At 73.1% G+C, this 23,786-nt stretch carries 20 protein-coding genes and 2 pseudogenes; 3 read left to right on the top strand and 19 right to left on the bottom strand.

The genetic code is table 11. The features are described from left to right. The first annotated feature begins 109 nt into the window (after positions 1–109). Positions 110–826, top strand: a complete 717-nt coding sequence (locus ABD973_RS26885; RefSeq protein ID WP_345502536.1) for a DUF4232 domain-containing protein — start codon at positions 110–112, stop codon at positions 824–826. Here the strand turns inward: ABD973_RS26885 and ABD973_RS26880 are convergent. The 5 genes from ABD973_RS26880 to rpe all read right to left on the bottom strand — a co-directional run bounded on the left by ABD973_RS26880 (position 823) and on the right by rpe (position 3,857). After that, a complete protein-coding gene (locus tag ABD973_RS26880; RefSeq protein ID WP_125820509.1) occupies positions 823–1,197 on the bottom strand; it encodes a barstar family protein in 375 nt (124 codons plus the stop codon). The two genes, ABD973_RS26885 and ABD973_RS26880, sit on opposite strands and share 4 nt — an antisense overlap. After that, entirely contained in the window at positions 1,194–1,634 is a 441-nt protein-coding gene (locus ABD973_RS26875) for a guanyl-specific ribonuclease (RefSeq protein ID WP_125820510.1), read from the bottom strand. Before ABD973_RS26875 ends, ABD973_RS26880 begins: the two co-directional genes overlap by 4 nt. Before the next feature lie 49 nt (positions 1,635–1,683). Further along, the gene (locus tag ABD973_RS26870; protein WP_125595814.1) at positions 1,684–1,902 is read right to left on the bottom strand and encodes a CarD family transcriptional regulator; all 219 of its coding nucleotides are present in this window, start codon (positions 1,900–1,902) and stop codon (positions 1,684–1,686) included. A 116-nt stretch (positions 1,903–2,018) separates the two neighbouring features. Further along, on the bottom strand, positions 2,019–3,032 hold the full coding sequence (locus ABD973_RS26865) for a sugar-binding transcriptional regulator (protein WP_125823903.1): 1,014 nt from the start codon (positions 3,030–3,032) through the stop codon (positions 2,019–2,021). A gap of 138 nt (positions 3,033–3,170) precedes the next feature. Beyond that, positions 3,171–3,857: a ribulose-phosphate 3-epimerase gene (gene rpe / locus ABD973_RS26860; RefSeq protein ID WP_345502531.1), complete on the bottom strand. Its 687-nt coding sequence runs from the start codon at positions 3,855–3,857 to the stop codon at positions 3,171–3,173. Positions 3,858–4,115: 258 nt separating this feature from the next. Between rpe and ABD973_RS26855 the strand changes: the two are divergent. Then, positions 4,116–5,179: pseudogene (locus ABD973_RS26855) on the top strand (amidohydrolase family protein). Between the two features lie 4 nt (positions 5,180–5,183). Here the strand turns inward: ABD973_RS26855 and ABD973_RS26850 are convergent. Then, a complete protein-coding gene (locus ABD973_RS26850) occupies positions 5,184–6,650 on the bottom strand; it encodes an RsmB/NOP family class I SAM-dependent RNA methyltransferase (RefSeq protein WP_125820511.1) in 1,467 nt (488 codons plus the stop codon). A 76-nt stretch (positions 6,651–6,726) separates the two neighbouring features. Next, a complete protein-coding gene (fmt, locus tag ABD973_RS26845; protein WP_125595826.1) occupies positions 6,727–7,671 on the bottom strand; it encodes a methionyl-tRNA formyltransferase in 945 nt (314 codons plus the stop codon). A 247-nt stretch (positions 7,672–7,918) separates the two neighbouring features. On the opposite strand from fmt, the gene ABD973_RS26840 reads away from it, so the two are divergent. Beyond that, positions 7,919–8,434 (top strand): hypothetical protein, encoded by a 516-nt coding sequence (locus ABD973_RS26840; protein WP_125595829.1) that lies wholly within the window; start codon positions 7,919–7,921, stop codon positions 8,432–8,434. A gap of 510 nt (positions 8,435–8,944) precedes the next feature. Here ABD973_RS26840 and ABD973_RS26835 read toward each other — a convergent pair. The 12 genes and pseudogenes from ABD973_RS26835 to ABD973_RS26780 all read right to left on the bottom strand — a co-directional run bounded on the left by ABD973_RS26835 (position 8,945) and on the right by ABD973_RS26780 (position 23,785). Further along, positions 8,945–11,044 carry a primosomal protein N' gene (locus tag ABD973_RS26835; RefSeq protein WP_345502527.1) on the bottom strand — a complete coding sequence of 700 codons (2,100 nt, stop codon included), beginning with the start codon at positions 11,042–11,044 and terminating at the stop codon, positions 8,945–8,947. A gap of 119 nt (positions 11,045–11,163) precedes the next feature. Then, entirely contained in the window at positions 11,164–12,372 is a 1,209-nt protein-coding gene (gene metK, locus ABD973_RS26830; RefSeq protein ID WP_007263020.1) for a methionine adenosyltransferase, read from the bottom strand. A 194-nt stretch (positions 12,373–12,566) separates the two neighbouring features. Next, a complete protein-coding gene (coaBC, locus tag ABD973_RS26825; RefSeq protein WP_125820513.1) occupies positions 12,567–13,793 on the bottom strand; it encodes a bifunctional phosphopantothenoylcysteine decarboxylase/phosphopantothenate--cysteine ligase CoaBC in 1,227 nt (408 codons plus the stop codon). A 90-nt stretch (positions 13,794–13,883) separates the two neighbouring features. Beyond that, complete coding sequence (gene rpoZ / locus ABD973_RS26820) at positions 13,884–14,156, bottom strand: DNA-directed RNA polymerase subunit omega (RefSeq protein WP_004948662.1); 273 nt, start codon at positions 14,154–14,156, stop codon at positions 13,884–13,886. Positions 14,157–14,184: 28 nt separating this feature from the next. After that, on the bottom strand, positions 14,185–14,748 hold the full coding sequence (gene gmk, locus ABD973_RS26815; protein WP_125594215.1) for a guanylate kinase: 564 nt from the start codon (positions 14,746–14,748) through the stop codon (positions 14,185–14,187). Positions 14,749–14,809: 61 nt separating this feature from the next. After that, positions 14,810–15,133, bottom strand: coding sequence for an integration host factor (locus ABD973_RS26810; protein ID WP_030234009.1), 324 nt, complete (start codon positions 15,131–15,133; stop codon positions 14,810–14,812). A gap of 283 nt (positions 15,134–15,416) precedes the next feature. Next, entirely contained in the window at positions 15,417–16,259 is an 843-nt protein-coding gene (gene pyrF, locus ABD973_RS26805) for an orotidine-5'-phosphate decarboxylase (RefSeq protein WP_345502524.1), read from the bottom strand. Next, on the bottom strand, positions 16,256–17,365 hold the full coding sequence (locus tag ABD973_RS26800; protein ID WP_345502522.1) for a quinone-dependent dihydroorotate dehydrogenase: 1,110 nt from the start codon (positions 17,363–17,365) through the stop codon (positions 16,256–16,258). The genes pyrF and ABD973_RS26800 overlap by 4 nt, the downstream gene beginning before the upstream one ends. An 87-nt stretch (positions 17,366–17,452) precedes the next feature. Next, the gene (gene carB, locus ABD973_RS26795; RefSeq protein ID WP_345502521.1) at positions 17,453–20,761 is read right to left on the bottom strand and encodes a carbamoyl-phosphate synthase large subunit; all 3,309 of its coding nucleotides are present in this window, start codon (positions 20,759–20,761) and stop codon (positions 17,453–17,455) included. After that, a pseudogene (gene carA, locus ABD973_RS26790) lies at positions 20,754–21,897 on the bottom strand (glutamine-hydrolyzing carbamoyl-phosphate synthase small subunit). Before carA ends, carB begins: the two are co-directional and overlap by 8 nt. Beyond that, on the bottom strand, positions 21,894–22,475 hold the full coding sequence (locus tag ABD973_RS26785) for a PH-like domain-containing protein (RefSeq protein WP_125594210.1): 582 nt from the start codon (positions 22,473–22,475) through the stop codon (positions 21,894–21,896). The pseudogene carA and the gene ABD973_RS26785 overlap by 4 nt, the downstream one beginning before the upstream one ends. Next, the gene (locus ABD973_RS26780) at positions 22,472–23,785 is read right to left on the bottom strand and encodes a dihydroorotase (protein WP_345502519.1); all 1,314 of its coding nucleotides are present in this window, start codon (positions 23,783–23,785) and stop codon (positions 22,472–22,474) included. Before ABD973_RS26780 ends, ABD973_RS26785 begins: the two co-directional genes overlap by 4 nt. Position 23,786 lies beyond the last annotated feature (1 nt).

The raw sequence follows: 23,786 nt of genomic DNA, 5'->3' as shown, positions 1-23,786 counted from the left end.
CATGAGTCGGCAACAGTGCGCCGGGAGCGGGACTCCGGCGACTTCGCAGGGGCATATCCGGGAGGTCGGCACCACCTCCCCACCCATGCGAAGCACACGGGGGCCCACCATGAGCACCGCCCGCAACAGATGGCAGACCTACGCCCTGGGAGCGGCGGCCGTCGCCGCGCTCCTCACCTCCACCGCCTGTGACTCCGGCAAGGACGACGGCAAGAACCCCACCGCCACCCCGTCGGCGTCCGCCTCCGCGCCCGCATCCCCCGGCGCGAGCGCCGCGCCGGGCACGGGCCCCTCGGTCTCCGCGAGCCCCTCGGGCGGGAAGGCCGGTCCTTCGCCGAGCGGCTCGGCCGCCCCCACGACCGGAGGGCAGCCGGCCGCCAGGGCGTGCAGCCACGACGACCTGTCGATCACGCCGTCCCTGTGGAAGTCGGACTCCGGCCAGAACCTCCTGATCACCGCCGCCAACATCAGCGGCACGGCCTGCACCCTCTACCACCACCCGTACGTCGGCTTCGGCACGGTGGTCGCGGGCCCGCTCCCGCCGATGGGCTCCGCGCCGCGGTCGGCCGCCGCCCTCCAGCCGAAGGAGAAGGCGTACGCGGGCGTGTACATGTTCCGCGGGGGCGAGCGGACGGTCGCCGTCACGGCGCTGTCCATGGGCTACCAGGACCGCGCGCCCGGCAGCAACAAGGAATCGGCGTGGCTCGAACAGGGCCTGGCCGCCTGGACCGGGGACCTGAACGTCGGCCGCGACGCCAAGGTGACGTACTGGGACAAGGACCTCCGCGCGGTGGAGGACCAGCTGTTCCGGCCGGGCAAGGGTTAGGCCGACAGCAGTACCGTCAGCGGGGGCGCCCCGTCGTCGTGCTCCCGCTGCTCCCGCCAGAAGTCCACGGCCCCCTCCAGGACCTCCGTCAGGGTGGCCCAGTCCTGCGGGCGCTCGGCCGCGTAGCCGCGCCAGGAGGTCACCGCCAGCAGCCGCGCGGGGGCCTCGGGGAGCCAGGACAGGTCGGCCAGCACGTCGGCCAGCGCGTCCCAGTTCCCGCCGAACCACTCCGGTGCCGCGAGGGCCCGCGCGCACCGCCGCATCAGCGCCGCCTTGCTCCGTACGCCGTTCAGGTCCAGCCGTACGACGTGCCAGCCGGCCTCCTCGGCTGCGGCCAGTGCGGGGGCGAGCGGCTGCGGGTCGAGGGTCATCGGAGAACCGCCCTGAAGGTGTCGTAGTGGTCGTCCGTGTAGTAGAACTCCCCGCCCCCGCCCGTCACGATCCGCCGGGCGCCGCGGTCGCGCTCGCCCGGGGTGCGCACGGTGAACTCGTGGTAGTAGCCGCGCTTCTGCTGCGGCAGGACCTTCTCGAAGTTCCCGAAGACGGTGCCGTCCTGCCGGTACGGGTACGGCCCGCCCTTGTCGATCAGGGCGAGCACCTCGCGCGCCTGCGGGGGCAGCTCGTCGGCCCGTACGGTGGGCATCCCCTTCGCCCACGCGGGAGCGGGCGCGGCGGTGCTCGCCGCGGACGAGGGCCGCGCCGGGGCGGCCCCGCCACCGCAGCCCGTCAGGGCGGCGGTCAGCGCGGCGCACAGGAACAGGGCCCCGAGCACGCGTGACAACGACCGGGGCACGTTCCTGAGGATCATGCCCCGATCGTGCCAAATATCCGATTCCGTGGCGAATCGCCCGGCGGGGTCAGAGGACGGACATCTTGCCGTAGGGGCTCAGGACGCGCATCCGCACGGAACCGAAGTCGACGAGGACGGCCTCTTCCTCGACACCGATGACCCGGCCGAGGCCGTGCTGGTCATGGCTGACCCGGTCGCCCACCTCGAACCGCCTCACGGGTGGCTCAACGGGGGCCCTGAACGGGCTGGACGGCAAATGACGGCGAGGTACTGCTGATTTGGTCATTAGCGTCAGTATGCGCCCGCGGAGCCGCTCGGGGGCAGAATCCGACGGTCTCGATTGCAGCACCATTCGCCACGCGCACCGCGGGGGCTCCCCCGCGGTGCGCGGGCTTGGGCCGGTCAGTCGTCCGGGTCGGCCCGGTCCAGCGCCGGCCGCAGACCGGGCTCGGACTCGGTCAGCAGGTAGTCGGCCACCGCCGTGTCCGTCACCAGGCTGGTCACCAGCCCGGAGCGGAGCACCGCGCCGATCGCCGAGGCCTTGCGCAGCCCGCCCGCGATCGCCACGACCTCGGGGATCCGGCGCAGCCGGTCGGCCTCGACGGTGATGCAGCGCTCGCCCAGGTCCCGGCCGACCCGGCGGCCGTCCCGGTCGAAGAGGTGGGCGGACATCTCCGCCGCGACGCCGAGCGAGGCGTAGTGCGCCCGCTCCTCGTCGGTCAGCATGTCGTGGACGGTCGAGATGCCCGGCTCCCAGGAGCCGATGGAGACGGCGGCGACGGTGACCTTGTCGAAGTACTCGAAGGCCCGCGCGATGCCGGTCTGGCTGCGCAGCGCGGCCGCGGTCGCCGGGTCCGGGAGCAGCATCGGGGCGTAGATCGGGTGCGCGTCCCCGCCGGAGACCTGCGCGGCCCGGCGTACGGCCTCCACGGAGCCGCGCTCGGCGGTCCCCGCGTCGTACACGCCGGTCAGCTGCACGACGGTGCACGGCGGCAGCCGGTGCAGGGACGCGGCCATGTGGATGGTCGACCGCCCCCAGGCCAGGCCGAGCACGTCGCCCTCGTTGACCAGCTCGCCGAGCAGGTCGGCCGCGACCGCTCCGAGGTTCTCCGGGTCCGGGGCGTCCTCGCTGGCGTCGGCCGGGGACTCCACCACGACGGCGTGCCGCAGCCCGTAGCGGGCGCGGAGCGCGTCGGAGCGCTCCGCGTCCAGTTCGGCCGGCACCCGGATCTCGATGCGGACGAGGTCCCGTTCGAGGGCGGTCTCCAGTACCCGGGCCACCTTGAAGCGGCTCACGCCGAACTCCTCGGCGATCTGGATCTTGGACTTGCCCTCCAGGTAGAAGCGGCGCGCCATGGCCGCCGCCTGCACCAGCTCCGCGGGTCCCATCCGCAGGGCTGACCGTCCCGCCGACATTGCAGACACCGCGCTCTCCTCACTGCTGTTCACACTGTCGTGTTCACACTCTCGACTCGCCGTTCATCCTGTCAGATCCAACGGCCATTGATCAGCCTGGACGGCTTCCGTTCACCGAGCCGTCCCCTGGCGCCCGCCTCAGTGGTCGCAGGCCCAGGGCGCGGCGGCGATGGCCGCACCCGCCTGGTCGCGCAGCGTGCGCACCGCGGCGGCCGGATCGACCGCCCCGTAGACGGCGCTGCCGGCCACGAAGACGTCGGCGCCGGCCTCCGCCACCCGCTCGATCGTCGTGGCCGAGACCCCGCCGTCGACCTGGAGCCAGAGGTCCAGCCCGTGCTTGGCGATCAGCTCCCGGGTCCGGCGGACCTTGGGCAGCATGATGTCCAGGAAGGACTGGCCGCCGAAGCCGGGCTCGACCGTCATGATCAGCACCATGTCGAGCTCGGGCAGGATGTCCTCGTACTGCTCGATCGGGGTGCCCGGCTTGAGGGCCATGGCCGCCCGGGCGCCCTTGGCCCGGATCTCCCGCGCCAGGCGCACCGGCGCCGCCGCGGCCTCGGCGTGGAAGGTGACCGATCCGGCCCCGGCCTCCACGTACTGCGGAGCCCAGCGGTCCGGGTCCTCGATCATCAGGTGCAGGTCCAGGGGGATGTCCGTGGCCCGGCTGAGGGATTCGACGACCGGCACACCGAGGGTGAGGTTCGGGACGAAGTGGTTGTCCATGACGTCGACGTGCAGCCAGTCGGCCCCCTCGACGGCCTTCGCCTCCTCGGCGAGATGGGCGAAGTCGGCGGACAGGATGCTGGGATTGATCTGAACGGCCATGCCCCAAGCCTGCCATGCCTGCGGGCACTTCCGGCCACGGCCCCGGAACCCGGCGTTCTCGTAGCGGAGCTTAATTGATCTTGGCGCGAACCGTCGCCCGCCCTTCGCGGTGGGGCTGCGCGGAGCCCGTCGGCCCCGGTCCGCCCCTCCCGGCGGGTGCGGCCGTCCGGCTCACGTTCGCGCCGGCCCTGGTGCCGCCGGTCCGGACCCGGCGCTCCACGGGACAATGACCGTCCCCACGGCCTTCCGGAGGACTGCGTGAAGACGGCTCTGACCAACGCCCGGGTCTTCGACGGCCGCCGGCTCCTCTCCCCCGCCACGGTGGTCATCGAGGGCCCCTGATCGGAACCGATCCCCGCGGGGCCCGGGTCGTCGACGCCGCCGGTGCCGCCCTGCTGCCGGGGCTGATCGACGCCCACGTCCACCTGCACGGCGTCCAGGACCTGGAGCGGCTGCGCGACCACGGCGTCACCACCGCCCTCGACATGGCCACCTGGCCGCCGTCGCTGGTCGACTCCCTGCGCGGCGCCGCCGGGCTCACGGACATCCGCAGCCCCGGCACGCTCGCCATCGCGGCGGGCGGACTGCACTCCGCGATGCCCGGGGTCCCCGAGGACAGCGTCGTCACCGGCCCCGGCGACGCGGAGCGCTTCGTCGCGGCCAGGGTGGCGGAGGGCGCCGACTACATCAAGATCGTGGCGGAGCGGCCCGGCCCCGGGGCCCTGGAACAGCCCGTGCTCGACGCCCTGGTGACCGCGGCCCGCGCGCACGGCAGGCTCGTCGTCGCCCACGCGGCGGCCGGAGAGGCCTACGCCATGGCACAGCGGGCCGGGGCCGACGTGATCACCCACGTCCCGGCGGAGCGGGCCCTCGACGGGGCCGAGGCGGCCCGCATGCGCGCCGGCGGACGGGCCGCCGTACCCACCCTGACGATGATGGAGGGCCTCGCCGCGGCGGGGGTCCTGGGCGTGGACTACGGACACGCCCGGGCGAGCGTCGCCACCCTGCACCGGGCGGGCGTCCCGGTCCTCGCGGGCACGGACTCCCACACCACCCCGGGTGTCCCCTTCGCCCCGGCGCACGGCAGCAGCCTGCACCACGAGCTGGAACTGCTCGTGGACGCCGGGCTTCCCCCGCTGCACGCCCTGCGCGCCGCCACGGCCCTGACCGCCCGCCACTTCGGCCTCACCGACCGGGGAGCCGTCGTACCGGGCCGCCGCGCCGACCTCGTGCTCGTCGACGGCGACCCGCTGGCGGACGTCCGGGCGACGCGCCGGATCCTGCGCGTCTGGTGCGGCGGCGTGGAGCACGCCGCCGCCTGACCGCCTACGCGGTGCGGCGCAGCAGGGCCAGGTACATGGCGTCCGTACCGTGCAGGTGCGGCCACAGCTGGACGTCCGGGCCGTCGCCCAGCGCCGGCACGCCCGCCATGTACGGGCGCGCGTCGATCAGTTCCGCCGCCACCGGGGAGTTGCCCGCGCCCCGGCCGCGGAGCACGTCCTCGACGACCACGCGGGTCTCCGCCAGGTGCGGGGAACAGGTGGCGTACCCCACGACACCGCCCACGCGCACCGCGGACAGCGCCTCGCGCAGCAGCGCCCGCTGGAGCGGCGCGAAGCCCTCCAGGTCCTCGGGGCGACGCCGCCAGCGGGCCTCCGGACGGCGCCGCAGCGCTCCCAGACCCGAGCAGGGGACGTCCATCAGGACCCGGTCGAAGGAGCCCGGCAGCCACGCCGGCCGGGTGCCGTCGGCCGCGATCACCTGGTACGGGCCCGGGTTCCCGGACAGCGCCTTCTCGACCAGGCGCGCCCGGTGCGGCTGCTTCTCGGAGGCCAGCAGGAACGCCCCGCGCTCCGCCGCCAGCGCGCCCAGCAGCGCCGCCTTGCCGCCGGGGCCCGCGCAGCCGTCCAGCCACCGCTCGTCGCGGCCCTCGACCGGGGCCGCCGCCAGGGCCATCGCCACCAGCTGGCTGCCCTCGTCCTGCACGCCGGCGCGCCCCTCGCGGACCGCCTCCAGCGCGCCCGGCTCGCCGCCCTCCGCCATCCGGACCGCGTACGGGGACCAGCGCCCCGGCAGCGCCGACTCCTCGCCGAGCGCCTCGACCAGCTCCTCGGGCGTGGACCGGCCGGGACGGGCCACCAGCGTCACCTCGGGCCGCTCGTTGTCGGCCTCCAGGAGGTCCTCGATGCCGGCCCGGCCGCCGCCCAGCGCGTCCCACAGGGCGCTGACGACCCAGCGCGGGTGCGAGTGGTAGACCGCCAGGTGCTCCTCGGCGTCCTCCTCGTACGGCGGCGCGACCCGCTCCAGCCAGCCGTCCAGGTCGTGCGCGGCGATCTTGCGCAGCACGGCGTTGACGAACTTCGCCCGCCCGTCGCCGAGCACCACGCGCGCCAGCTCCACGCTGGCGGACACCGCCGCGTGGGTGGGGATGCGGGTGCCCAGGAGCTGGTGCGCGCCGAGCGAGAGCACGTCCAGGACCGGCGGGTCCACCTCCCGCAGCGGCCGGTCCACGCAGGCGGCGATGACCGCGTCGTACGTGCCCTGCCGGCGCAGCGTCCCGTAGACCAGCTCGGTCGCCAGGGCCGCGTCCCGCGCCTGGAACTTCTCGTCCTGCCGGGCCTTCTTCAGCAGCGGGGGCAGGACGAGGTTCGCGTACGCGTCGCGCTCGTCCACCGCCCGCAGCGCCTCGAAGGCCAGCATCCGGACGGGGTCCTTCTGCGGCCGGCGGTAGGGCTTGGCCTGCTTGCCGGTGCCGGACTTGGGGGCGGGACGACGACGGGGCTGTTCGCTCACGTGAAAGGTGCTCCGGAGGTACGAGGTGCGATGCGGTGCGGTGCGGTGCTGTGCGGTTGCGTGGGGCCGCTCGGGATCAGCCTACGTCGGCGGCGCCCAGGCGCTCGCCGGGAGCGATGCGCACCCCGCGGGCCCAGTCGGCGCCCTTCATCGGCTTCTTGCCCTGCGGCTGCACCCAGAGCAGCTCGACGGCGTGCGAGCCGGTGCCGACGTACACGTTGTTCTTGCCCGGGGCCAGCACGCCCGGGGCGAGGTCCGTGCGGTCGGGGACCAGCCCGACGGAGATCAGCTTGAGGCGCTCGCCGCGGAAGACGGTCCAGGCGCCCGGCGCGGGGGTGCAGCCGCGCACCACGCGGTCGGCGCGCAGCGCGGGGGCGTTCCAGTCGACGCGGGCGTCCTCGACGGTGATCTTCGGCGCGAGGGAGACGCCGTCGGCGGGCTGCTCCATGGCGCGCAGGCTGCCGTCCTCGATCCCGTCGACGGTCGCGGACAGCAGCCCGGCCCCGGCGAAGGCCAGGCGGGTCAGCAGGTCGCCGCTGGTGTCGGTCGGGCGGATCTCCTCGGTGAGAACCCCGAAGACCGGGCCGGTGTCCAGGCCCTCCTCGATGCGGAAGGTGGAGGCGCCGGTCACCTGGTCGCCCGCCATGATGGAGTGCTGCACGGGGGCCGCGCCGCGCCAGGACGGCAGCAGCGAGAAGTGCAGGTTGACCCATCCGTGGCGGGGGATGTCCAGCGCGCTCTTGGGGATCAGCGCCCCGTACGCGACGACGGGGCAGCAGTCCGGGGCGATCTCCCGCAGCCGGGCCTGGAACTCCGGGTCGCGGGGCCGGACGGGCTTGAGGACCTCGATCCCGGCCTCCTCCGCGCGCTCGGCGACGGGGCTGGCGACCAGCCGGCGGCCCCGCCCGGCGGGGGCGTCGGGCCGGGTGACGACGGCGGCGACCTCGTGGCGCCCGGAGGCGATCAGGGCGTCCAGGGCGGGTACGGCGACCTCGGGGGTGCCTGCGAAGACCAGCTTCACTGGGTCCTACCTCGCTATCTCGGCTGTCAGCAGCACACCAGTCTATGGGACGGACACCCGGGCCCACCTGCGGTATCGGGGGGCGTACGCACACACACGCGCCTCTCGCATATGCCGACACGCCCCCAGTGCGTGACCTGGGCGCCCGCTGGCGCGTTGGTCAAGAGAGATTGACCGAAACGGGCCGCGATCAAGACGGTGACTGCGGCCCGATCCGCTCTCCAGCACCGGTTCGAGAGGCTTCTCCATGGCCGACCACGCCACCCATGACGCCCAAGCACGGGCCAGCCTGCACCTCCTGGTGCGGGACATCGAGCGGGTTCGCCGACAGGTGGACGCACTGCGTACGCTCACGGCCCAGCTCGGCAACGTGTACCGCCCGCGCCGCTCCGGGCCCTCCACGGGCTTCGTCGTCTACGGCAGGGCCCCCGCCCCCACCGTCCGGCTCGCCCAGGAACTGAGGGACAGCGTCGAGACGCTGGTCACCGCGGCGGTGGACTTCGACCGCTCGCTCGGCTTCTCCTGGGACGCCGTCGGTTCGGCGCTCGGCGTCACCAAGCAGGCCGTGCACCGCCGCTACGGGGCACGGCGCGCGCAGGCCGCCGAGGCGGCGGAGCCGCTGGCCGAGGGCACCACGACGCGGACGCTGGGCCCGCTGCCCACCATCCCGGCGGCGCGCTCGGTGCCGCCGCAGCCCGTCCGCGAGGAAGCCCAGGCCTCCGCGGCCCGCCAGTCGGCCTTCCCCGGCCCCCGCAACGGCTGACCCCACCCCGCCGCCGGGCCGCCGACCCCCGACGGCATCCAGGGGCATGCATGCCGGGCCCGTCACCCCGTTCCCCAGGGGTGGCGGGCTCCCGCCTGCCCGCCGCCCCGCCTCGGGGGTGGCGGGCGCCCTGCGGGGCTGTCCCCTACCCGCCCTTCAACCGTTCTCGCCTCAAACGCCGGCGGGGCTGAAAGAGCCGGGCGCTGCGCGCCCGGTGCGCTCGGACGCCGCGCGGGCTGGATGTGCGCAGCACATCCCAGCCTCGCCGGCGTTTGAGGCGCGGGGGTCTGGGGGCGGAGCCCCCAGGGGGTCCGGGGCGCAGCCCCGGGGAACGGGCGAAGGGCGGGGCGGGGAGCAGCCCGCGCAGCGGCAGCGCGCCCGCAGACGACCCACCGGCCCCGGCCACCCGAACCGCCCCCGCTCACGGGCCGGCGGACGGAGTCCGGCGCAGCGACGCGAAGCCGGGGAGGCCCCCTGGGGCCGAGCCGCGCGAGCGGCGTGAAGAAGGGGTCAGCCGATGTCCGGCGGGTCGATCCGGATGCGGATCGGGTCCCCCGCCTGCGCGCCCCGCGCCATCCGCACGGCCTGCGCCGACTTCAGCGCGGCCGCCAGCGCCGCCCCGCTGCCGGGCGGCACCCGGATCAGCGCCCGCTCCCCCGCCGACGGCTCCCCCCGCCGCCCCGGCAACGGCACGGGCCCCAGCACCTCCGCGTCCGCCGGCAGGGCGGCGCTCTCCAGGAAGGCCTCCAGGGCCTCGGCCCGCCCCGCCACCGCCGCCATCCGGGACACCGGCGGGAACCCCAGCTGCGCCCGCTCCGCGAGCTCCCGCACCGCGTGCCCCACGGGATCCCACCGCACCAGCGCCTGCACCGGCCGCAGCGTCGGTTCGGCGACCACCACCACCTGCCCGTCGGCCCGGACCAGCGAGGCGGCGGCGATCCAGCGGCGCAGGGCGTCCTCCCCCGCCCGCAGGTCGGGCCGGGTCAGCATCGCCCAGCCGTCCAGCAGCAGCGCCGCCGCGTACCCGGCGCCCGCCGCGACCGGCTCGGCGCCCGGGGTGCACACCACCAGCGCGGGCCGGTCGGGCACCTCGTCCAGCACGTGGTCCCGCCCGGAGGTGCGCACCGGCACGGCCGGGAAGGCCCTGCCCAGCTCCTCGGCGGTCCGCCGCGCGCCCACCACCTGGGCCCGCAGCCGGAACGAGCCGCACTCCTCGCAGTGCCAGGCGTTCTCGGCCCGCCCGCACCACCCGCAGTGCAGCTCCCGCTCGTCGGGGGCCTCCAGCGGCCCGGCGCACACCCGGCAGCGGGCCGGCGTCCGGCAGCGCTCGCACGCCAGCCGGGGCGCGTACCCGCGCCGGGGCACCTGGACCAGGACGGGCCCGCTCTTGAGGCCCTCCCGCACGGTCTCCCAGGCCAGGCTCGGCAGCCGCGCCGCGCGGGCCGCCCCGTCCCGGGCCAGCTGTTCGTCCCCGACGGTGCGGATGCGGGGCGCGGCGGCCCGTACGGTCTCCCGGTCGGCGACGATCGGCCGGGCCCAGCCGGTCTCCACCAGCTGGGCGGCCTCCACGGTGCAGCTGGTGCTCCCGGCCAGGAAGCCGCAGCCTTCGCTGACCGCGCGCAGCTCCAGCACCTCGCGCACGTGCGGGAAGGGGGCGTGGATGTCGCCGTGGCTGGAGTCGCCGTCGTCCCACACCGCCACCAGCCCGAGGTCCCGTACGGGCGCGAACATGGCCGCGCGGGTGCCGACCACGGCGCGGACCGAGCCCCGGCTCACCGCGAGCCACTGCCGGTAGCGCTTCTCGGGGCCGGAGTCGGCGGTCAGCAGGGCGTGCCGGCCCTCGCCCAGCAGGGCGGTGAGGGCCGCGTCGACCCGGGCGGCGGTGCGCCCGTCGGGCACCACCGCGAGGGCCCCGCGCCCGGAGGCGAGGGTGGCGGCCATGGCCCGGGCCAGCTCGTCCGCCCAGCCGGGCCCGGGCAGGGCCGTCCACACCGCGCGGGGGGTGCCGCCGGTGGCGAGGGCGCGCAGGAAGGCGGGCCCGGCCCCGTAGCGCGTCCAGCCACCCGGCTCGGGCACGGCCGGCGGCGGCAGCGGTTCGGGCGAGGGCTTGGCCTCGGCGCGGGCGCTGCGCGGCGGCAGGGCCAGCTGGAGCACGTCGGCGAGGCTGCCGGCGTACCGGTCGGCGACGGCCCGGGCCAGGGCCAGCAGGCGGGGCCCGAGGACCACCTCGGGCGAGACGACCTGGGCGAGGGCGGCCAGGGCGCCGTTGTAGTCGGACTCGGCGCGCCTTTCCACGATGAAGCCGTCGATGAGCCCGCCGCCCTCGCGGCGCCCGCCGTGCACCCGGTGCCCGCCCGCGCCGAAGCGGACCCGGACGCGCACGCCGGGCTGGGCGGCCTCGGACAGCTCGGCGGGTACGGCGTAGTCGAAGAGCCGGTCGAGGTGGAGGACGCCCTTGTTCACCAGGACCCGGGCGACGGGCAGTTCCTCGGCCACGGCGGCCCCGCGCCAGGTGCGCGGCTTGGCCTTGGGCGCCTTGGCCTTGGCCTCGGCGACCATCTCCCGGATCAGGGCGAGCTGTTCCGGCTGGGACTCGTTGGCGCTGCTCACAGAGGCATTCTGGCAAACCCCACTGACAGCGAACGGCCCCGGACCGTCGTGGTCCGGGGCCGTTCGCGTTCGTCCGGTGCTACAGGCCGGCGGCGGCCGCTACAGGCCTGCCGCGGCTACTACAGGCCGGCGGCGGCGCGCAGCGCGTCGACGCGGTCGGTGCGCTCCCAGGTGAAGTCCGGCAGCTCGCGGCCGAAGTGGCCGTAGGCGGCGGTCTGCGCGTAGATCGGGCGCAGCAGGTCGAGGTCGCGGATGATCGCGGCCGGGCGGAGGTCGAAGACCTCGGCGATGGCGTCCTCGATCTTCTGGACGTCGACCTTCGCGGTGCCGAAGGTCTCGACGAAGAGGCCGACGGGCTCGGCCTTGCCGATGGCGTAGGCGACCTGGACCTCGCAGCGCGCGGCCAGGCCGGCGGCGACGACGTTCTTGGCGACCCAGCGCATGGCGTAGGCGGCCGAGCGGTCCACCTTCGACGGGTCCTTGCCGGAGAAGGCGCCGCCGCCGTGGCGGGCCATGCCGCCGTACGTGTCGATGATGATCTTGCGGCCGGTCAGGCCGGCGTCGCCCATCGGGCCGCCGATCTCGAAGCGGCCGGTCGGGTTCACCAGCAGCCGGTAGCCCTCGGTGTCCAGCTTGATGCCGTCCTCGACGAGCTGCGCGAGCACGTGCTCGACGACGAACTCGCGGATGTCGGGCGCGAGCAGCGAGTCGAGGTCGATGTCGGCGGCGTGCTGCGAGGACACGACGACCGTGTCGAGGCGGACCGGCTTGTCGCCGTCGTACTCGATGGTGACCTGGGTCTTGCCGTCGGGGCGCAGGTACGGGATGGTGCCGTTCTTGCGGACCTCGGACAGGCGGCGCGAGAGGCGGTGCGCGATGTGGATCGGCAGCGGCATCAGCTCGGGCGTCTCGTCCGTGGCGTAGCCGAACATCAGGCCCTGGTCGCCGGCACCCTGCTTGTCGAGCTCGTCCTCGTCACCCTCGACGCGGGACTCGTAGGCCGTGTCGACACCCTGGGCGATGTCGGGCGACTGGGCGCCGATGGACACCGACACGCCGCAGGAGGCGCCGTCGAAGCCCTTCTTGGACGAGTCGTAGCCGATCTCGAGGATCTTCTCGCGGACGAGCTGGGCGATCGGCGCGTACGCCTTGGTCGTCACCTCGCCCGCGATGTGCACGAGACCGGTCGTGATGAGAGTCTCCACGGCCACACGCGAGGTCGGGTCCTCGGTGAGGAGCGCGTCGAGGATCGTGTCGCTGATCTGGTCAGCGATCTTGTCGGGGTGACCCTCGGTCACGGACTCCGAGGTGAACAGGCGACGGGACACAACGCTCCCTGGGGTTGCAGCGGCTGCTGGCTGATCATTTGGCGGAACCACACCGGGGGCTGCGCCCGATCACGTTCCAAGTGCAGTTTATCGGTCGCCACCGTCCGCAGGACCACCCGTCTCGCCCAATGGGAGCCGTGTGACCTGCGGCACTCCATTCTTGCGCACGGATGTACCCACGAGAAGGAAAACGCTCAGGCGCGGCGAAGATCACGTCGGGGGGCGAGTCGCGGGGCGACCTGGTCCCAGATGACATCCGCCAGAGCTTCCTTCGGACCATAGGGTACGGGAGTCTCTGACCCGTCCGAAGCGAGGATGACGGCCTCGTTCTCCTCGGAACCGAAGGTCTTATCCGCGCCGACCTCATTGACCACGAGGAGGTCGCACCCCTTGCGCCGGAGCTTGGCCCGGCCGTTGGCGAGCACGTCGTCCGTCTCGGCGGCGAAGCCGACGACGATCTGGCCCTCCGGGGCCCGCTCGGCGGAGACCTCCGCGAGGACGTCGGGGTTGCGCACGAGGGCCACCGGCTCGGGGTCCCGGCCGTCCTTCTTCTTGATCTTGCCGTCGGCGTACACGGCCGGGCGGAAGTCGGCCACCGCCGCGGCCATCACCACCGCGTCGGCGTCCGCGGCGGCCTTGAGCACGGCCTCGCGCAGCTGGAGGGCCGTCCCCACCCGTACGACGTCCACCCCGGCCGGGTCGGGCAGCGCGGTGTTGGCGGCGACCAGGGTGACCCGGGCCCCGCGCGCGGCGGCGGTGCGGGCGAGGGCGTAGCCCTGCTTGCCGGAGGAGCGGTTGCCGAGGAAGCGGACCGGGTCCAGCGGCTCGCGGGTGCCGCCGGCGCTGACCACCACGTGCCGACCGGCGAGGTCGGGCTCCGCGCCGCCCCGGGCCAGCACCCTGCGGCAGACCTCGAAGATCTCCTCGGGGTCGGGCAGCCGGCCCTTGCCGGTGTCCTTGCCGGTCAGCCGCCCGACGGCGGGCTCGATGACGACGGCGCCGCGGCGGCGCAGCACGGCCACGTTCTCCTGGGTGGCGGGGTGCTCCCACATCTCGGTGTGCATCGCGGGCGCGAAGACCACCGGGCAGCGGGCCGTGAGCAGGGTGTTCGTGAGGAGGTCGTCGGCCAGCCCGTGGGCGGCCTTGGCCAGCATGTCGGCGGTGGCCGGGGCGACGACGACGAGGTCGGCCGCCTGGCCGATGCGGACGTGGGGCACCTCGTGGACGGTCTCCCAGACCTCGGTGGAGGCCGGGTTCCCGGAGAGCGCGGCCCAGGTGGCCTCGCCGACGAAGTTCAGGGAGGCCGCCGTGGGCACCACCCGTACGTCGTGCCCCGACTCGGTCAGCCGGCGCAGGAGCTCGCACGCCTTGTACGCGGCGATCCCGCCGCTGACCCCCAGCACGACCTTCGGCTTGTCCACTGCTTCTCCCGTGATCGGTTGCATCGGTACCTATGACACACCACAGGCCCGGCAGCGGTGCTGCCGGGCCTGTGGTGGCGATGTCGCGCCCTACTGGGCCGGGGCCTCGATGGCCTCGGAGGTCAGCAGACCCGCGTTGATCTCGCGCAGGGCGATCGAGAGCGGCTTCTCGTGGACGTGGGTGTCCACCAGCGGGCCGACGTACTCCAGCAGGCCCTCACCGAGCTGCGAGTAGTACGCGTTGATCTGACGCGCACGCTTGGCCGCGTAGATCACGAGGCTGTACTTCGAGTCAGTGGCCTCGAGCAGCTCGTCGATCGGCGGGTTGATGATGCCCTCGGGCGCGGTGATGGAAGAGGACACGCTCTACCTTCCGAAGATGGATAAAAGATCAGACAACTGCCATCAAGGCTAGCAGCTCACGGGCTACGTCCTCGACGGAGGTGTTGACGAGGGTGGTGTCGAACTCCGACTCGGCAGCGAGTTCGGTCTTGGCGGCGTCGAGCCTGCGCTCGATGACCTCGGCGGACTCGGTGCCCCGGCCGGTGAGCCGGCGGACCAGCTCGTCCCAGCTCGGCGGAGCCAGGAAGACCAGCCGGGCCTCGGGCATCGACCCGCGGACGAGCCGGGCGCCCTGGAGGTCGATCTCCAGCAGTACCGGCTCGCCGTTGTCCAGGCGTTCCAGTACCGCGCCGCGCGGTGTGCCGTAGCGGTTGCCCGCGAACTCGGCCCACTCCAGCAGCTCGCCGTTGGCGATCAGCTTGTCGAACTCGTCGTCGTTGACGAAGAAGTAGTGGATGCCGTGTCGCTCACCGGGCCGCGGCTTGCGGGTGGTGGCCGACACCGAGAGCCATACCTCGGGGTGGACCTTGCGCATATGCGCGACGACCGTGCTCTTGCCGACCCCCGAGGGGCCGGAGAGCACGGTCAGCCGCGGACGAACCTCTGCTGCCATAGAGCGATTATCCAGGTTCTCGGGACTGCCTGAGAACGCCGGGAGAACTTCGGGCGACGCCTCAGGCGCCGCTACCGCCGAACTCGCGCTCCAGAGAGGCGATCTGGTTGGAGCCGAGACCTCGGACACGCCGGGACTCGGAGATGCCGAGGCGCTCCATGATCTGCTTGGCGCGGACCTTGCCGACGCCGGGCAGCGACTCGAGAAGGGCGGAGACCTTCATCTTGCCGATGACGTCGTTCTCCTGTCCCGTCTTGATGACGTCGTGGAGGGAGGCGCCGGAGTGCTTGAGTCGATTCTTCACCTCGGCCCGCTCCCGGCGAGCCGCGGCGGCCTTTTCGAGCGCTGCTGCGCGCTGTTCAGGGGTAAGGGGCGGAAGAGCCACGCCTACGTCACCTCGGATGTCGAACTGTCGGATACGGACCGGCGGGGAGCCCGTGGGCACCACGCCGGGCGAGGTCCCGAACAGCGATGGAATTCGCTCGCTGCTCGTTCACTCTGGTCGGAGACTAGCGGCCAAGGCCGCTCCAGTCAGCGAGAACGGACGAAAAGTCCTGGTCAGCCTCCACTGAACCGTACATCACAGACATATCACCCCGGTTTTGTCCGGGGAAAGACGTTCGATTTTCGAGATCCCGTGTGCACGCGCCGCTCCGGCACTCCCCGGATCAGCCCGCGACGGCCTCGCGCACCTCGTCCGCGAAGTGCTTCGCGGAGGCCCGCAGGGCGGCGACGTCCGGACCGTGCTTGAGGACTCCCCGGGAGACGTTCGGGACCACGTTGGCGACCGCCGCGCCGAAGACCGCCGGGAGGTCGGCCGCCGTCGCGCCCTGGGCCCCGATGCCCGGGGCCAGCAGCGGGCCGTTGATGTCCAGGTCGAAGGAGGACAGGTCGCCCAGCGTGGCGCCGACCACCGCGCCGAAGGAGCCCATCGGCTCGGCGCCCGCGTTCTCCGCCGCCAGGTGGGCCAGCATGGTCGCGCCGATCGAGCGGCCGTCCTCGCGGACCGCGCGCTGGACCTCCGCGCCCTCAGGGTTGGAGGTCAGGGCCAGCACGAAGAGGCCGGCGCCCGATTCCCTGGCCAGTTCCACGGCCGGGGCGAGGGAGCCGTAGCCCAGGTACGGGGAGACCGTCAGGGCGTCCGAGAACAGCGGGGAGGACGGGTCGAGGAAGGCCGAGGCGTACGCGGCCATCGTGGAGCCGATGTCGCCGCGCTTGGCGTCCATGACCACCAGGGTCCCGGCGGCGCGGGCGTCCGCGACGGTCCGCTCCAGGACCGCGACGCCCTTGGAGCCGAACCGCTCGAAGAAGGCGGCCTGCGGCTTGAAGACGGCGACGGAGTCGGCCAGGGCCTCGACCACCGTGCGGGAGAACCGCTCCAGGCCGGCGATGTCGTCCGCCAGGCCCCAGGAGGCCAGCAGCGCGGCGTGCGGGTCGATCCCCACGCACAGCGGGCCCCGGGCGTCCATGGCGGCGCGCAGACGGGCTCCGAAGGGGGTCACAGGGCTCACGGCGCGGCCTTTCGGGTCTCGGCGCCCACGGCCTCGGCCAGGGTCGCGTAGGGGCTGGCGGCCAGGCGCGCGGCCAGGCCCTTGTGGATGGCGCGGGCGTAGAACGGGCCCTCGTAGATGAAGGCGCTGTAGCCCTGGATCAGCGTGGCACCCGCCAGGATGCGCTGCCAGGCATCCTCGGCGTTCTCGATGCCGCCGACGCCCACCAGGACGAGGCGGTCGCCCACGCGCCCGTACAGGCGGCGCAGGACCTCCAGGGAGCGCTCCTTGACCGGGGCGCCGGAGAGTCCGCCGGTCTCCTTGACCAGGGCCGGGTCGGACTTCAGGCCCAGGCCCTCGCGGGCGATGGTGGTGTTGGTGGCGATGATGCCGTCCAGGCCCAGTTCGAGGGCGAGGTCGGCGACCGCGTCGACGTCCTCGTCCGCGAGGTCGGGGGCGATCTTGACCAGCAGCGGGACCCGGCGGCCGGTGACGGAGCGGTCCGCGGCCTCGCGCACGGCGGTCAGCAGCGGCCGCAGGGACTCCGTGGCCTGGAGGTTGCGCAGGCCCGGGGTGTTCGGCGAGGAGACGTTGACGACGAGGTAGTCGGCGTGGCGGGCCAGGCGCTCGGTGGAGACCACGTAGTCGGCGGCGGCCTCGGCCTCCGGGACCACCTTGGTCTTGCCGATGTTGACACCCACGACCGTCCGGAAGACGGGGTTGCGGGCGGCCAGGCGGGCGGCGACGGCGGCCGAGCCCTCGTTGTTGAAGCCCATGCGGTTGATCAGCGCCCGGTCGGCGACCAGGCGGAAGAGCCGCTTCTTCGGGTTGCCGGGCTGCGCCTGCCCGGTGACAGTGCCGATCTCGACGTGGTCGAAGCCGAGCATCGACATGCCGTCGATGGCAACGGCGTTCTTGTCGAAGCCGGCCGCGAGCCCGAAGGGGCCGTGCATCCGCAGGCCGAGGGCCTCCGTGCGCAGGGAGTCGTACCGGGGCGCCAGGGCGGCCGCGACGAAGGTGCGCAGCACCGGGATGCGGGCGGCGAGGCGGATCCACCGGAAGGCCGCGTAGTGGGCCCGCTCGGGGTCCATCCGCTTGAAGACCAGGTTGAAGAACAGTTTGTACATCGTCCGAAAAGTCCCTTCTGCGCTCACGAAGAGGGGGACACCCGGCGCGGATCGCGCGTCCGGTGTCCCCCTCTCGCTCACGGGCTGCTAGTCGCGGGCGGCGTTGAGGTGCTCCGCGTGCTCCTGGAGGGAGCGCACGCCGACGTCCCCGCGGTTGAGCGCGTCGATGCCCTGGACGGCGGCGGCGAGCGCCTGGACCGTGGTCAGGCACGGGACGCTGCGCGCCACGGCCGCCGTACGGATCTCGTAGCCGTCGAGGCGGCCGCCGGTGCCGTACGGGGTGTTGACGATCAGGTCGACCTGGCCGTCGTGGATGAGCTGGACGATGGTCTTCTCGCCGTCCGGGCCCTCGCCCTCGCTGAGCTTGCGCACGACGGTGGCGTTGATGCCGTTGCGGCGCAGCACCTCGGCGGTGCCGGAGGTGGCGAGCAGCTCGAAGCCGTGGGCGACGAGCTCACGGGCCGGGAAGATCATCGAGCGCTTGTCGCGGTTGGCGACGGAGATGAACGCGCGGCCCTTGGTGGGCAGCGGGCCGTAGGCGCCGGCCTGCGACTTGGCGTACGCCGTGCCGAAGACCGTGTCGATGCCCATGACCTCGCCGGTGGAGCGCATCTCCGGGCCGAGGACGGTGTCCACGCCGCGGCCGTGGATGTCGCGGAAGCGCGACCACGGCATGACGGCCTCCTTGACGGAGATCGGCGCGTCCAGCGGCAGGGTGCCGCCGTCGCCGGCCTTGGGCAGCATGCCCTCGGCGCGCAGCTCGGCGATGGTGGCGCCGAGCGAGATGCGGGCGGCGGCCTTCGCGAGCGGGACGGCGGTCGCCTTCGAGGTGAAGGGGACGGTCCGGGAGGCGCGCGGGTTGGCCTCCAGGACGTAGAGGATGTCGCCCGCCATCGCGAACTGGATGTTGATCAGGCCGCGGACGCCGACGCCCTTGGCGATGGCCTCGGTGGAGGCGCGCAGGCGCTTGATGTCGAAGCCGCCGAGGGTGATCGGGGGCAGGGCGCAGGCCGAGTCGCCGGAGTGGATGCCGGCCTCCTCGATGTGCTCCATGACGCCGCCGAGGTAGAGCTCCTCGCCGTCGTAGAGGGCGTCGACGTCGATCTCGATCGCGTCGTCGAGGAAGCGGTCGACCAGCACGGGGCGGGTCGGGGAGATCTCCGTGGACTCCGCGATGTACGACTCCAGGCGGGTCTCGTCGTAGACGATCTCCATACCGCGGCCGCCGAGCACGTAGGACGGGCGGACGAGGACCGGGTAGCCGATCTCGTCGGCGATCGCCTTCGCGCCGGCGAAGGTGGTGGCGGTGCCGTGCTTGGGCGCGGGCAGGCCGGCGTCGGCGAGGACCTGGCCGAAGGCGCCGCGGTCCTCGGCGGCGTGGATGGCCTCCGGGGAGGTGCCGACCACGGGGACGCCGTTGTCCTTGAGCGCCTGGGCGAGACCCAGCGGGGTCTGGCCGCCGAGCTGGACGACGACACCGGCGATGGGGCCGGCCAGCGACTCGGCGTGGACGATCTCCAGCACGTCTTCCAGCGTCAGCGGCTCGAAGTACAGGCGGTCGGAGGTGTCGTAGTCCGTCGAGACGGTCTCGGGGTTGCAGTTGACCATCACGGTCTCGTAGCCGGCGTCGCTGAGGGCGAAGGAGGCGTGGACGCAGGAGTAGTCGAACTCGATGCCCTGGCCGATGCGGTTCGGGCCGGAGCCCAGGATGATCACCGCCGGCTTGGTGCGCGGCGCGACCTCGGACTCCTCGTCGTAGGACGAGTAGAAGTACGGGGTCTTCGCGGCGAACTCGGCGGCGCAGGTGTCGACCGTCTTGTAGACCGGGCGGACGCCGAGGGCGTGGCGGACCTCGCGGACGACGTCCTCGCGCAGGCCGCGGATCTCGGCGATCTGGGCGTCGGAGAAGCCGTGGCGCTTGGCCTCGGCGAGCAGCTCGGGGTGGAGCTTCTCGGCGGCGGCGAGCTCGTCCGCGATCTCCTTGATCAGGAAGAGCTGGTCGACGAACCAGGGGTCGATCTTCGTGGACTCGAAGACCTCCTCCTGGGTGGCGCCGGCGCGGATGGCCTGCATGACGGTGTTGATGCGGCCGTCGGTCGGGCGGACCGCGGTGGCCAGCAGCTCTTCCTTGTCGCCGGGCTCGCCGACGAAGGTGAACTGGGAGCCCTTCTTCTCCAGGGAGCGCAGGGCCTTCTGGAGGGCCTCGGTGAAGTTGCGGCCGATGGCCATGGCCTCGCCCACCGACTTCATGGTGGTGGTGAGGGTGGCGTCGGCGGCCGGGAACTTCTCGAAGGCGAAGCGCGGGGCCTTGACGACGACGTAGTCGAGGGACGGCTCGAAGGAGGCCGGCGTCTTCTCGGTGATGTCGTTCGGGACCTCGTCCAGCGTGTAGCCGATGGCCAGCTTGGCGGCGATCTTGGCGATCGGGAAGCCGGTGGCCTTCGAGGCGAGCGCGGAGGAGCGGGAGACGCGCGGGTTCATCTCGATGACGATGACGCGGCCGTCGTCCGGGTTGATCGCGAACTGGATGTTGCAGCCGCCGGTGTCGACGCCGACCTCGCGGATGATCGCGATGCCGATGTCGCGCAGCCGCTGGTACTCGCGGTCGGTGAGGGTCATCGACGGGGCGACGGTGATCGAGTCACCGGTGTGCACGCCCATCGGGTCGAAGTTCTCGATGGAGCAGACGACGACCACATTGTCCTTGGTGTCGCGCATCAGCTCCAGCTCGTACTCCTTCCAGCCGAGGATGGACTCCTCCAGGAGCACCTCGGTGGTCGGGGAGAGCGTGAGGCCCTGGCCGGCGATGCGGCGCAGCTCCTCCTCGTCGTGGGCGAAGCCGGAGCCGGCGCCGCCCATGGTGAAGGAGGGGCGCACGACGACGGGGTAGCCGCCGAGGGTGTCGACGCCCTGGATGACGTCGTCCATCGAGTGGCAGATGACCGAGCGGGCGGACTCGCCGTAGCCGATCTTGGCCTTGACGGCCTCGACGACGCCCTTGAAGAGGTCGCGGTCCTCGCCCTTGTTGATGGCCTCGACGTTGGCGCCGATGAGCTCGACGCCGTACTTCTCCAGCACGCCCTGCTCGTGCATGGAGATGGCGGTGTTCAGCGCGGTCTGGCCGCCGAGGGTCGGCAGGAGCGCGTCGGGGCGCTCCTTGGCGATGATCTTCTCGACGAACTCGGGGGTGATCGGCTCAACGTACGTGGCGTCGGCGATCTCCGGGTCGGTCATGATCGTCGCCGGGTTGGAGTTCACCAGGATGACCCGCAGGCCCTCGGCCTTGAGGATGCGGCAGGCCTGGGTGCCGGAGTAGTCGAACTCCGCGGCCTGGCCGATGACGATCGGGCCGGAGCCGATGACCAGGACGGACTGGATATCGGTGCGCTTAGGCACGCTCGGCCTCCATCAGGGCGGTGAAGCGGTCGAAGAGGTACGCGGCGTCGTGCGGGCCCGCGGCGGCCTCGGGGTGGTACTGGACGGAGAAGGCCGGCTGGTCGAGCAGCTGGAGGCCCTCCACGACGTTGTCGTTCAGGCAGACGTGCGAGACCTCGGCGCGGCCGTAGGGGGTCTCGGACACCTTGTCGAGCGGCGCGTCGACGGCGAAGCCGTGGTTGTGCGCGGTGACCTCGACCTTGCCGGTGGTGCGGTCCTGGACCGGCTGGTTGATGCCGCGGTGGCCGTACTTCAGCTTGTAGGTGCCGAAGCCGAGCGCGCGGCCCAGGATCTGGTTGCCGAAGCAGATGCCGAAGAGCGGGGTCTTGCGCTCCAGGACGCCCTGCATGACGGAGACGGGGCCGTCGGCGGTGGCCGGGTCGCCCGGGCCGTTGGAGAAGAACACGCCGTCGGGGTTGACCGCGTACACGTCCTCGACGGTGGCGGTGGCGGGCAGCACGTGCACCTCGATGCCGCGCTCGGCCATCCGGTGCGGGGTCATGCCCTTGATGCCGAGGTCCACGGCGGCGACGGTGAAGCGCTTCTCGCCGATCGCGGGGACGACGTACGCCTCCTTGGTGGCGACCTCGGCGGAGAGGTTGGCGCCCTTCATCTGGGGGGGCCTCCTGGACGCGGGCCAGCAGGGCCGCGTCGTCGGCGATGGCCTCGCCCGAGAAGATGCCGACGCGCATGGCGCCGCGCTCGCGCAGGTGGCGGGTCAGGGCGCGGGTGTCGACGCCGCTGATGCCGACGACGCCCTGCTTGACGAGCTCCTCGTCCAGCGAGCGCTGCGAGCGCCAGTTGGAGGGGATGCGGGCGGGGTCGCGGACGACGTAGCCGGAGACCCAGATGCGGGAGGACTCGGGGTCCTCGTCGTTGACGCCGGTGTTGCCCACGTGCGGGGCGGTCATCACGACGACCTGGCGGTGGTACGACGGGTCGGTGAGGGTCTCCTGGTAGCCGGTCATGCCGGTGGAGAACACGGCTTCGCCGAAGGTCTCCCCCACTGCGCCGTAGGCGCGGCCGCGGAAGATGCGGCCGTCCTCCAGGACGAGTACGGCGGGAGCTTTGGCTGCTCCCCTGGTGGAGGTCGTCATCGTTCGGCGCCTTCCGTCGTGATGGATTGGTTCATGGAGTTGATGGCCTCGACCCAGGCCGCGTGTTCGGCGGCCCGGTCGGAGCGGAATCCGGAGTCGATCAGCTTGTCGCCGTGCGCCCATGTGACGACGAGCAGACCGCCCTCGGTGAGTACCTTGCCCGCGATTCCCTTGTCGAGGCGGGCGCCGCGCAGCTGCGCGGCCGGTACGAAGAAGTCGGTTGCCCCCGGACGGACCACGTCGAGGCCCGCGTCGGTGAGGGTGAGCTCGACCCGGCTGCGGACTCCGAGCCCGTGGGCGACGATCCGGTCGAGCCACTGCCCGGCGGTGGTGGACCCGTGGTACCGGCCGGTCAGGGCCAGCCGGTGCTCGGGGAGACCGTCGGGGGCGGCGGGCAGCTCGGGCAGATCACTCTGCAGAGCGCCGCGCCATTTCCAGCCCTGCCGCATCAGCCAGTACACGAACGCGATGAAGACGAGCAGACCGATCACCCACGCGATGCGGGCGCCCCAGTCCGTCACCTCCGCCGACTGTCGTTCGGCGGCCTCGGCGGCCAGTTGGATCACTGCAGGTGTCACGCCAGTTTCCCGTCCACGACCGTTGCCCGGCCCCGCAGGAAGGTGTGAGTGACGCGACCCGGCAGCTCGCGGCCCTCGTAGGGCGTGTTGCGGCTGCGGGAGGCGAAGTGTGCGGGGTCCACGACACCACGGTACGAGGTCTCGACCAAGGTCAGGTTCGCGGGTTCACCTGCCGAGACGGGCCGGCCGTGCCCCGCGAGGCTTCCGATGCGCGCCGGGGCGTGCGACATGCGCTCCGCGACGCCCGCCCAGTCGAGCAGTCCGGTCTCCACCATCGTCTGCTGGACGACGGAGAGCGCGGTCTCCAGGCCCACCATGCCCATGGCGGCGGCGGCCCACTCGCAGTCCTTGTCCTCGTGCGGGTGCGGGGCGTGGTCGGTGGCGACGATGTCGATCGTGCCGTCGGCGAGCGCCTCGCGCAGGGCCATCACGTCGCGCTCGGTGCGCAGCGGCGGGTTGACCTTGTAGACCGGGTCGTACGAGCGCACGAGCTCGTCGGTGAGGAGCAGGTGGTGCGGGGTGACCTCGGCGGTGACGTCGATGCCGCGGGACTTGGCCCAGCGGACGATCTCGACGGAGCCGGCGGTGGAGAGGTGGCAGATGTGCACGCGGGAGCCGACGTGCTCGGCGAGGAGGACGTCGCGGGCGATGATCGACTCCTCGGCGACGGCCGGCCAGCCGCCCAGGCCGAGCTCGGCCGAGACGACGCCCTCGTTCATCTGGGCGCCCTCGGTGAGGCGGGGCTCCTGGGCGTGCTGGGCGACGACGCCGCCGAAGGCCTTCACGTACTCCAGGGCGCGGCGCATGATCACGGCGTCGTCCACGCACTTGCCGTCGTCGGAGAAGACGGTGACGCGGGCGGCGGACTCGTGCATGGCGCCCAGCTCGGAGAGCTTCTTGCCCTCCAGGCCGACGGTGACGGCGCCGATGGGCTGGACGTCGCAGTAGCCGGACTCCTTGCCCAGGCGCCAGACCTGCTCGACGACGCCGGCGGTGTCGGCGACCGGGAAGGTGTTGGCCATGGCGAAGACGGCCGTGTAGCCGCCGGAGGCCGCGGCGCGGGTGCCGGTGAGGACCGTCTCGGAGTCCTCGCGGCCGGGCTCGCGCAGGTGGGTGTGGAGGTCGACGAGGCCGGGGAGGAGGACCTGGCCCTCGGCCTCGATGACCGTGACGTCCTCGGCGGACAGGTTCAGGCCACTGAGATCGATTTCGCCCTGCCGGGCGGTGGCGGCGATGGTCTCGCCGTCGATCAGGACGTCCTGCGCCTCGCCGCCGAGGACCTTCGCACCGCGGATAAGGATCTTGCTCATG

This window comes from Streptomyces racemochromogenes, from assembly GCF_039535215.1.
GTDB lineage: Bacteria > Actinomycetota > Actinomycetes > Streptomycetales > Streptomycetaceae > Streptomyces > Streptomyces racemochromogenes.
Note: the sequence above shows the minus strand (reverse complement) of the source record. Positions and strands in the feature narration are given on the sequence as shown.

Excerpts from the sequence above, each read along its gene's own strand:
- ABD973_RS26885 (WP_345502536.1), top strand. The coding sequence starts at position 110 with ATGAGCACCGCCCGCAACAGATGGCAGACCTACGCCCTGGGAGCGGCG.
- ABD973_RS26880 (WP_125820509.1), bottom strand. The coding sequence starts at position 1,197 with ATGACCCTCGACCCGCAGCCGCTCGCCCCCGCACTGGCCGCAGCCGAG.
- ABD973_RS26875 (WP_125820510.1), bottom strand. The coding sequence starts at position 1,634 with ATGATCCTCAGGAACGTGCCCCGGTCGTTGTCACGCGTGCTCGGGGCC.
- ABD973_RS26870 (WP_125595814.1), bottom strand. The coding sequence starts at position 1,902 with ATGACCAAATCAGCAGTACCTCGCCGTCATTTGCCGTCCAGCCCGTTC.
- ABD973_RS26865 (WP_125823903.1), bottom strand. The coding sequence starts at position 3,032 with ATGTCGGCGGGACGGTCAGCCCTGCGGATGGGACCCGCGGAGCTGGTG.
- rpe (WP_345502531.1), bottom strand. The coding sequence starts at position 3,857 with ATGGCCGTTCAGATCAATCCCAGCATCCTGTCCGCCGACTTCGCCCAT.
- ABD973_RS26840 (WP_125595829.1), top strand. The coding sequence starts at position 7,919 with ATGGCCGACCACGCCACCCATGACGCCCAAGCACGGGCCAGCCTGCAC.
- gmk (WP_125594215.1), bottom strand. The coding sequence starts at position 14,748 with ATGGCAGCAGAGGTTCGTCCGCGGCTGACCGTGCTCTCCGGCCCCTCG.
- ABD973_RS26800 (WP_345502522.1), bottom strand. The coding sequence starts at position 17,365 with ATGTACAAACTGTTCTTCAACCTGGTCTTCAAGCGGATGGACCCCGAG.
- ABD973_RS26780 (WP_345502519.1), bottom strand. The coding sequence starts at position 23,785 with ATGAGCAAGATCCTTATCCGCGGTGCGAAGGTCCTCGGCGGCGAGGCG.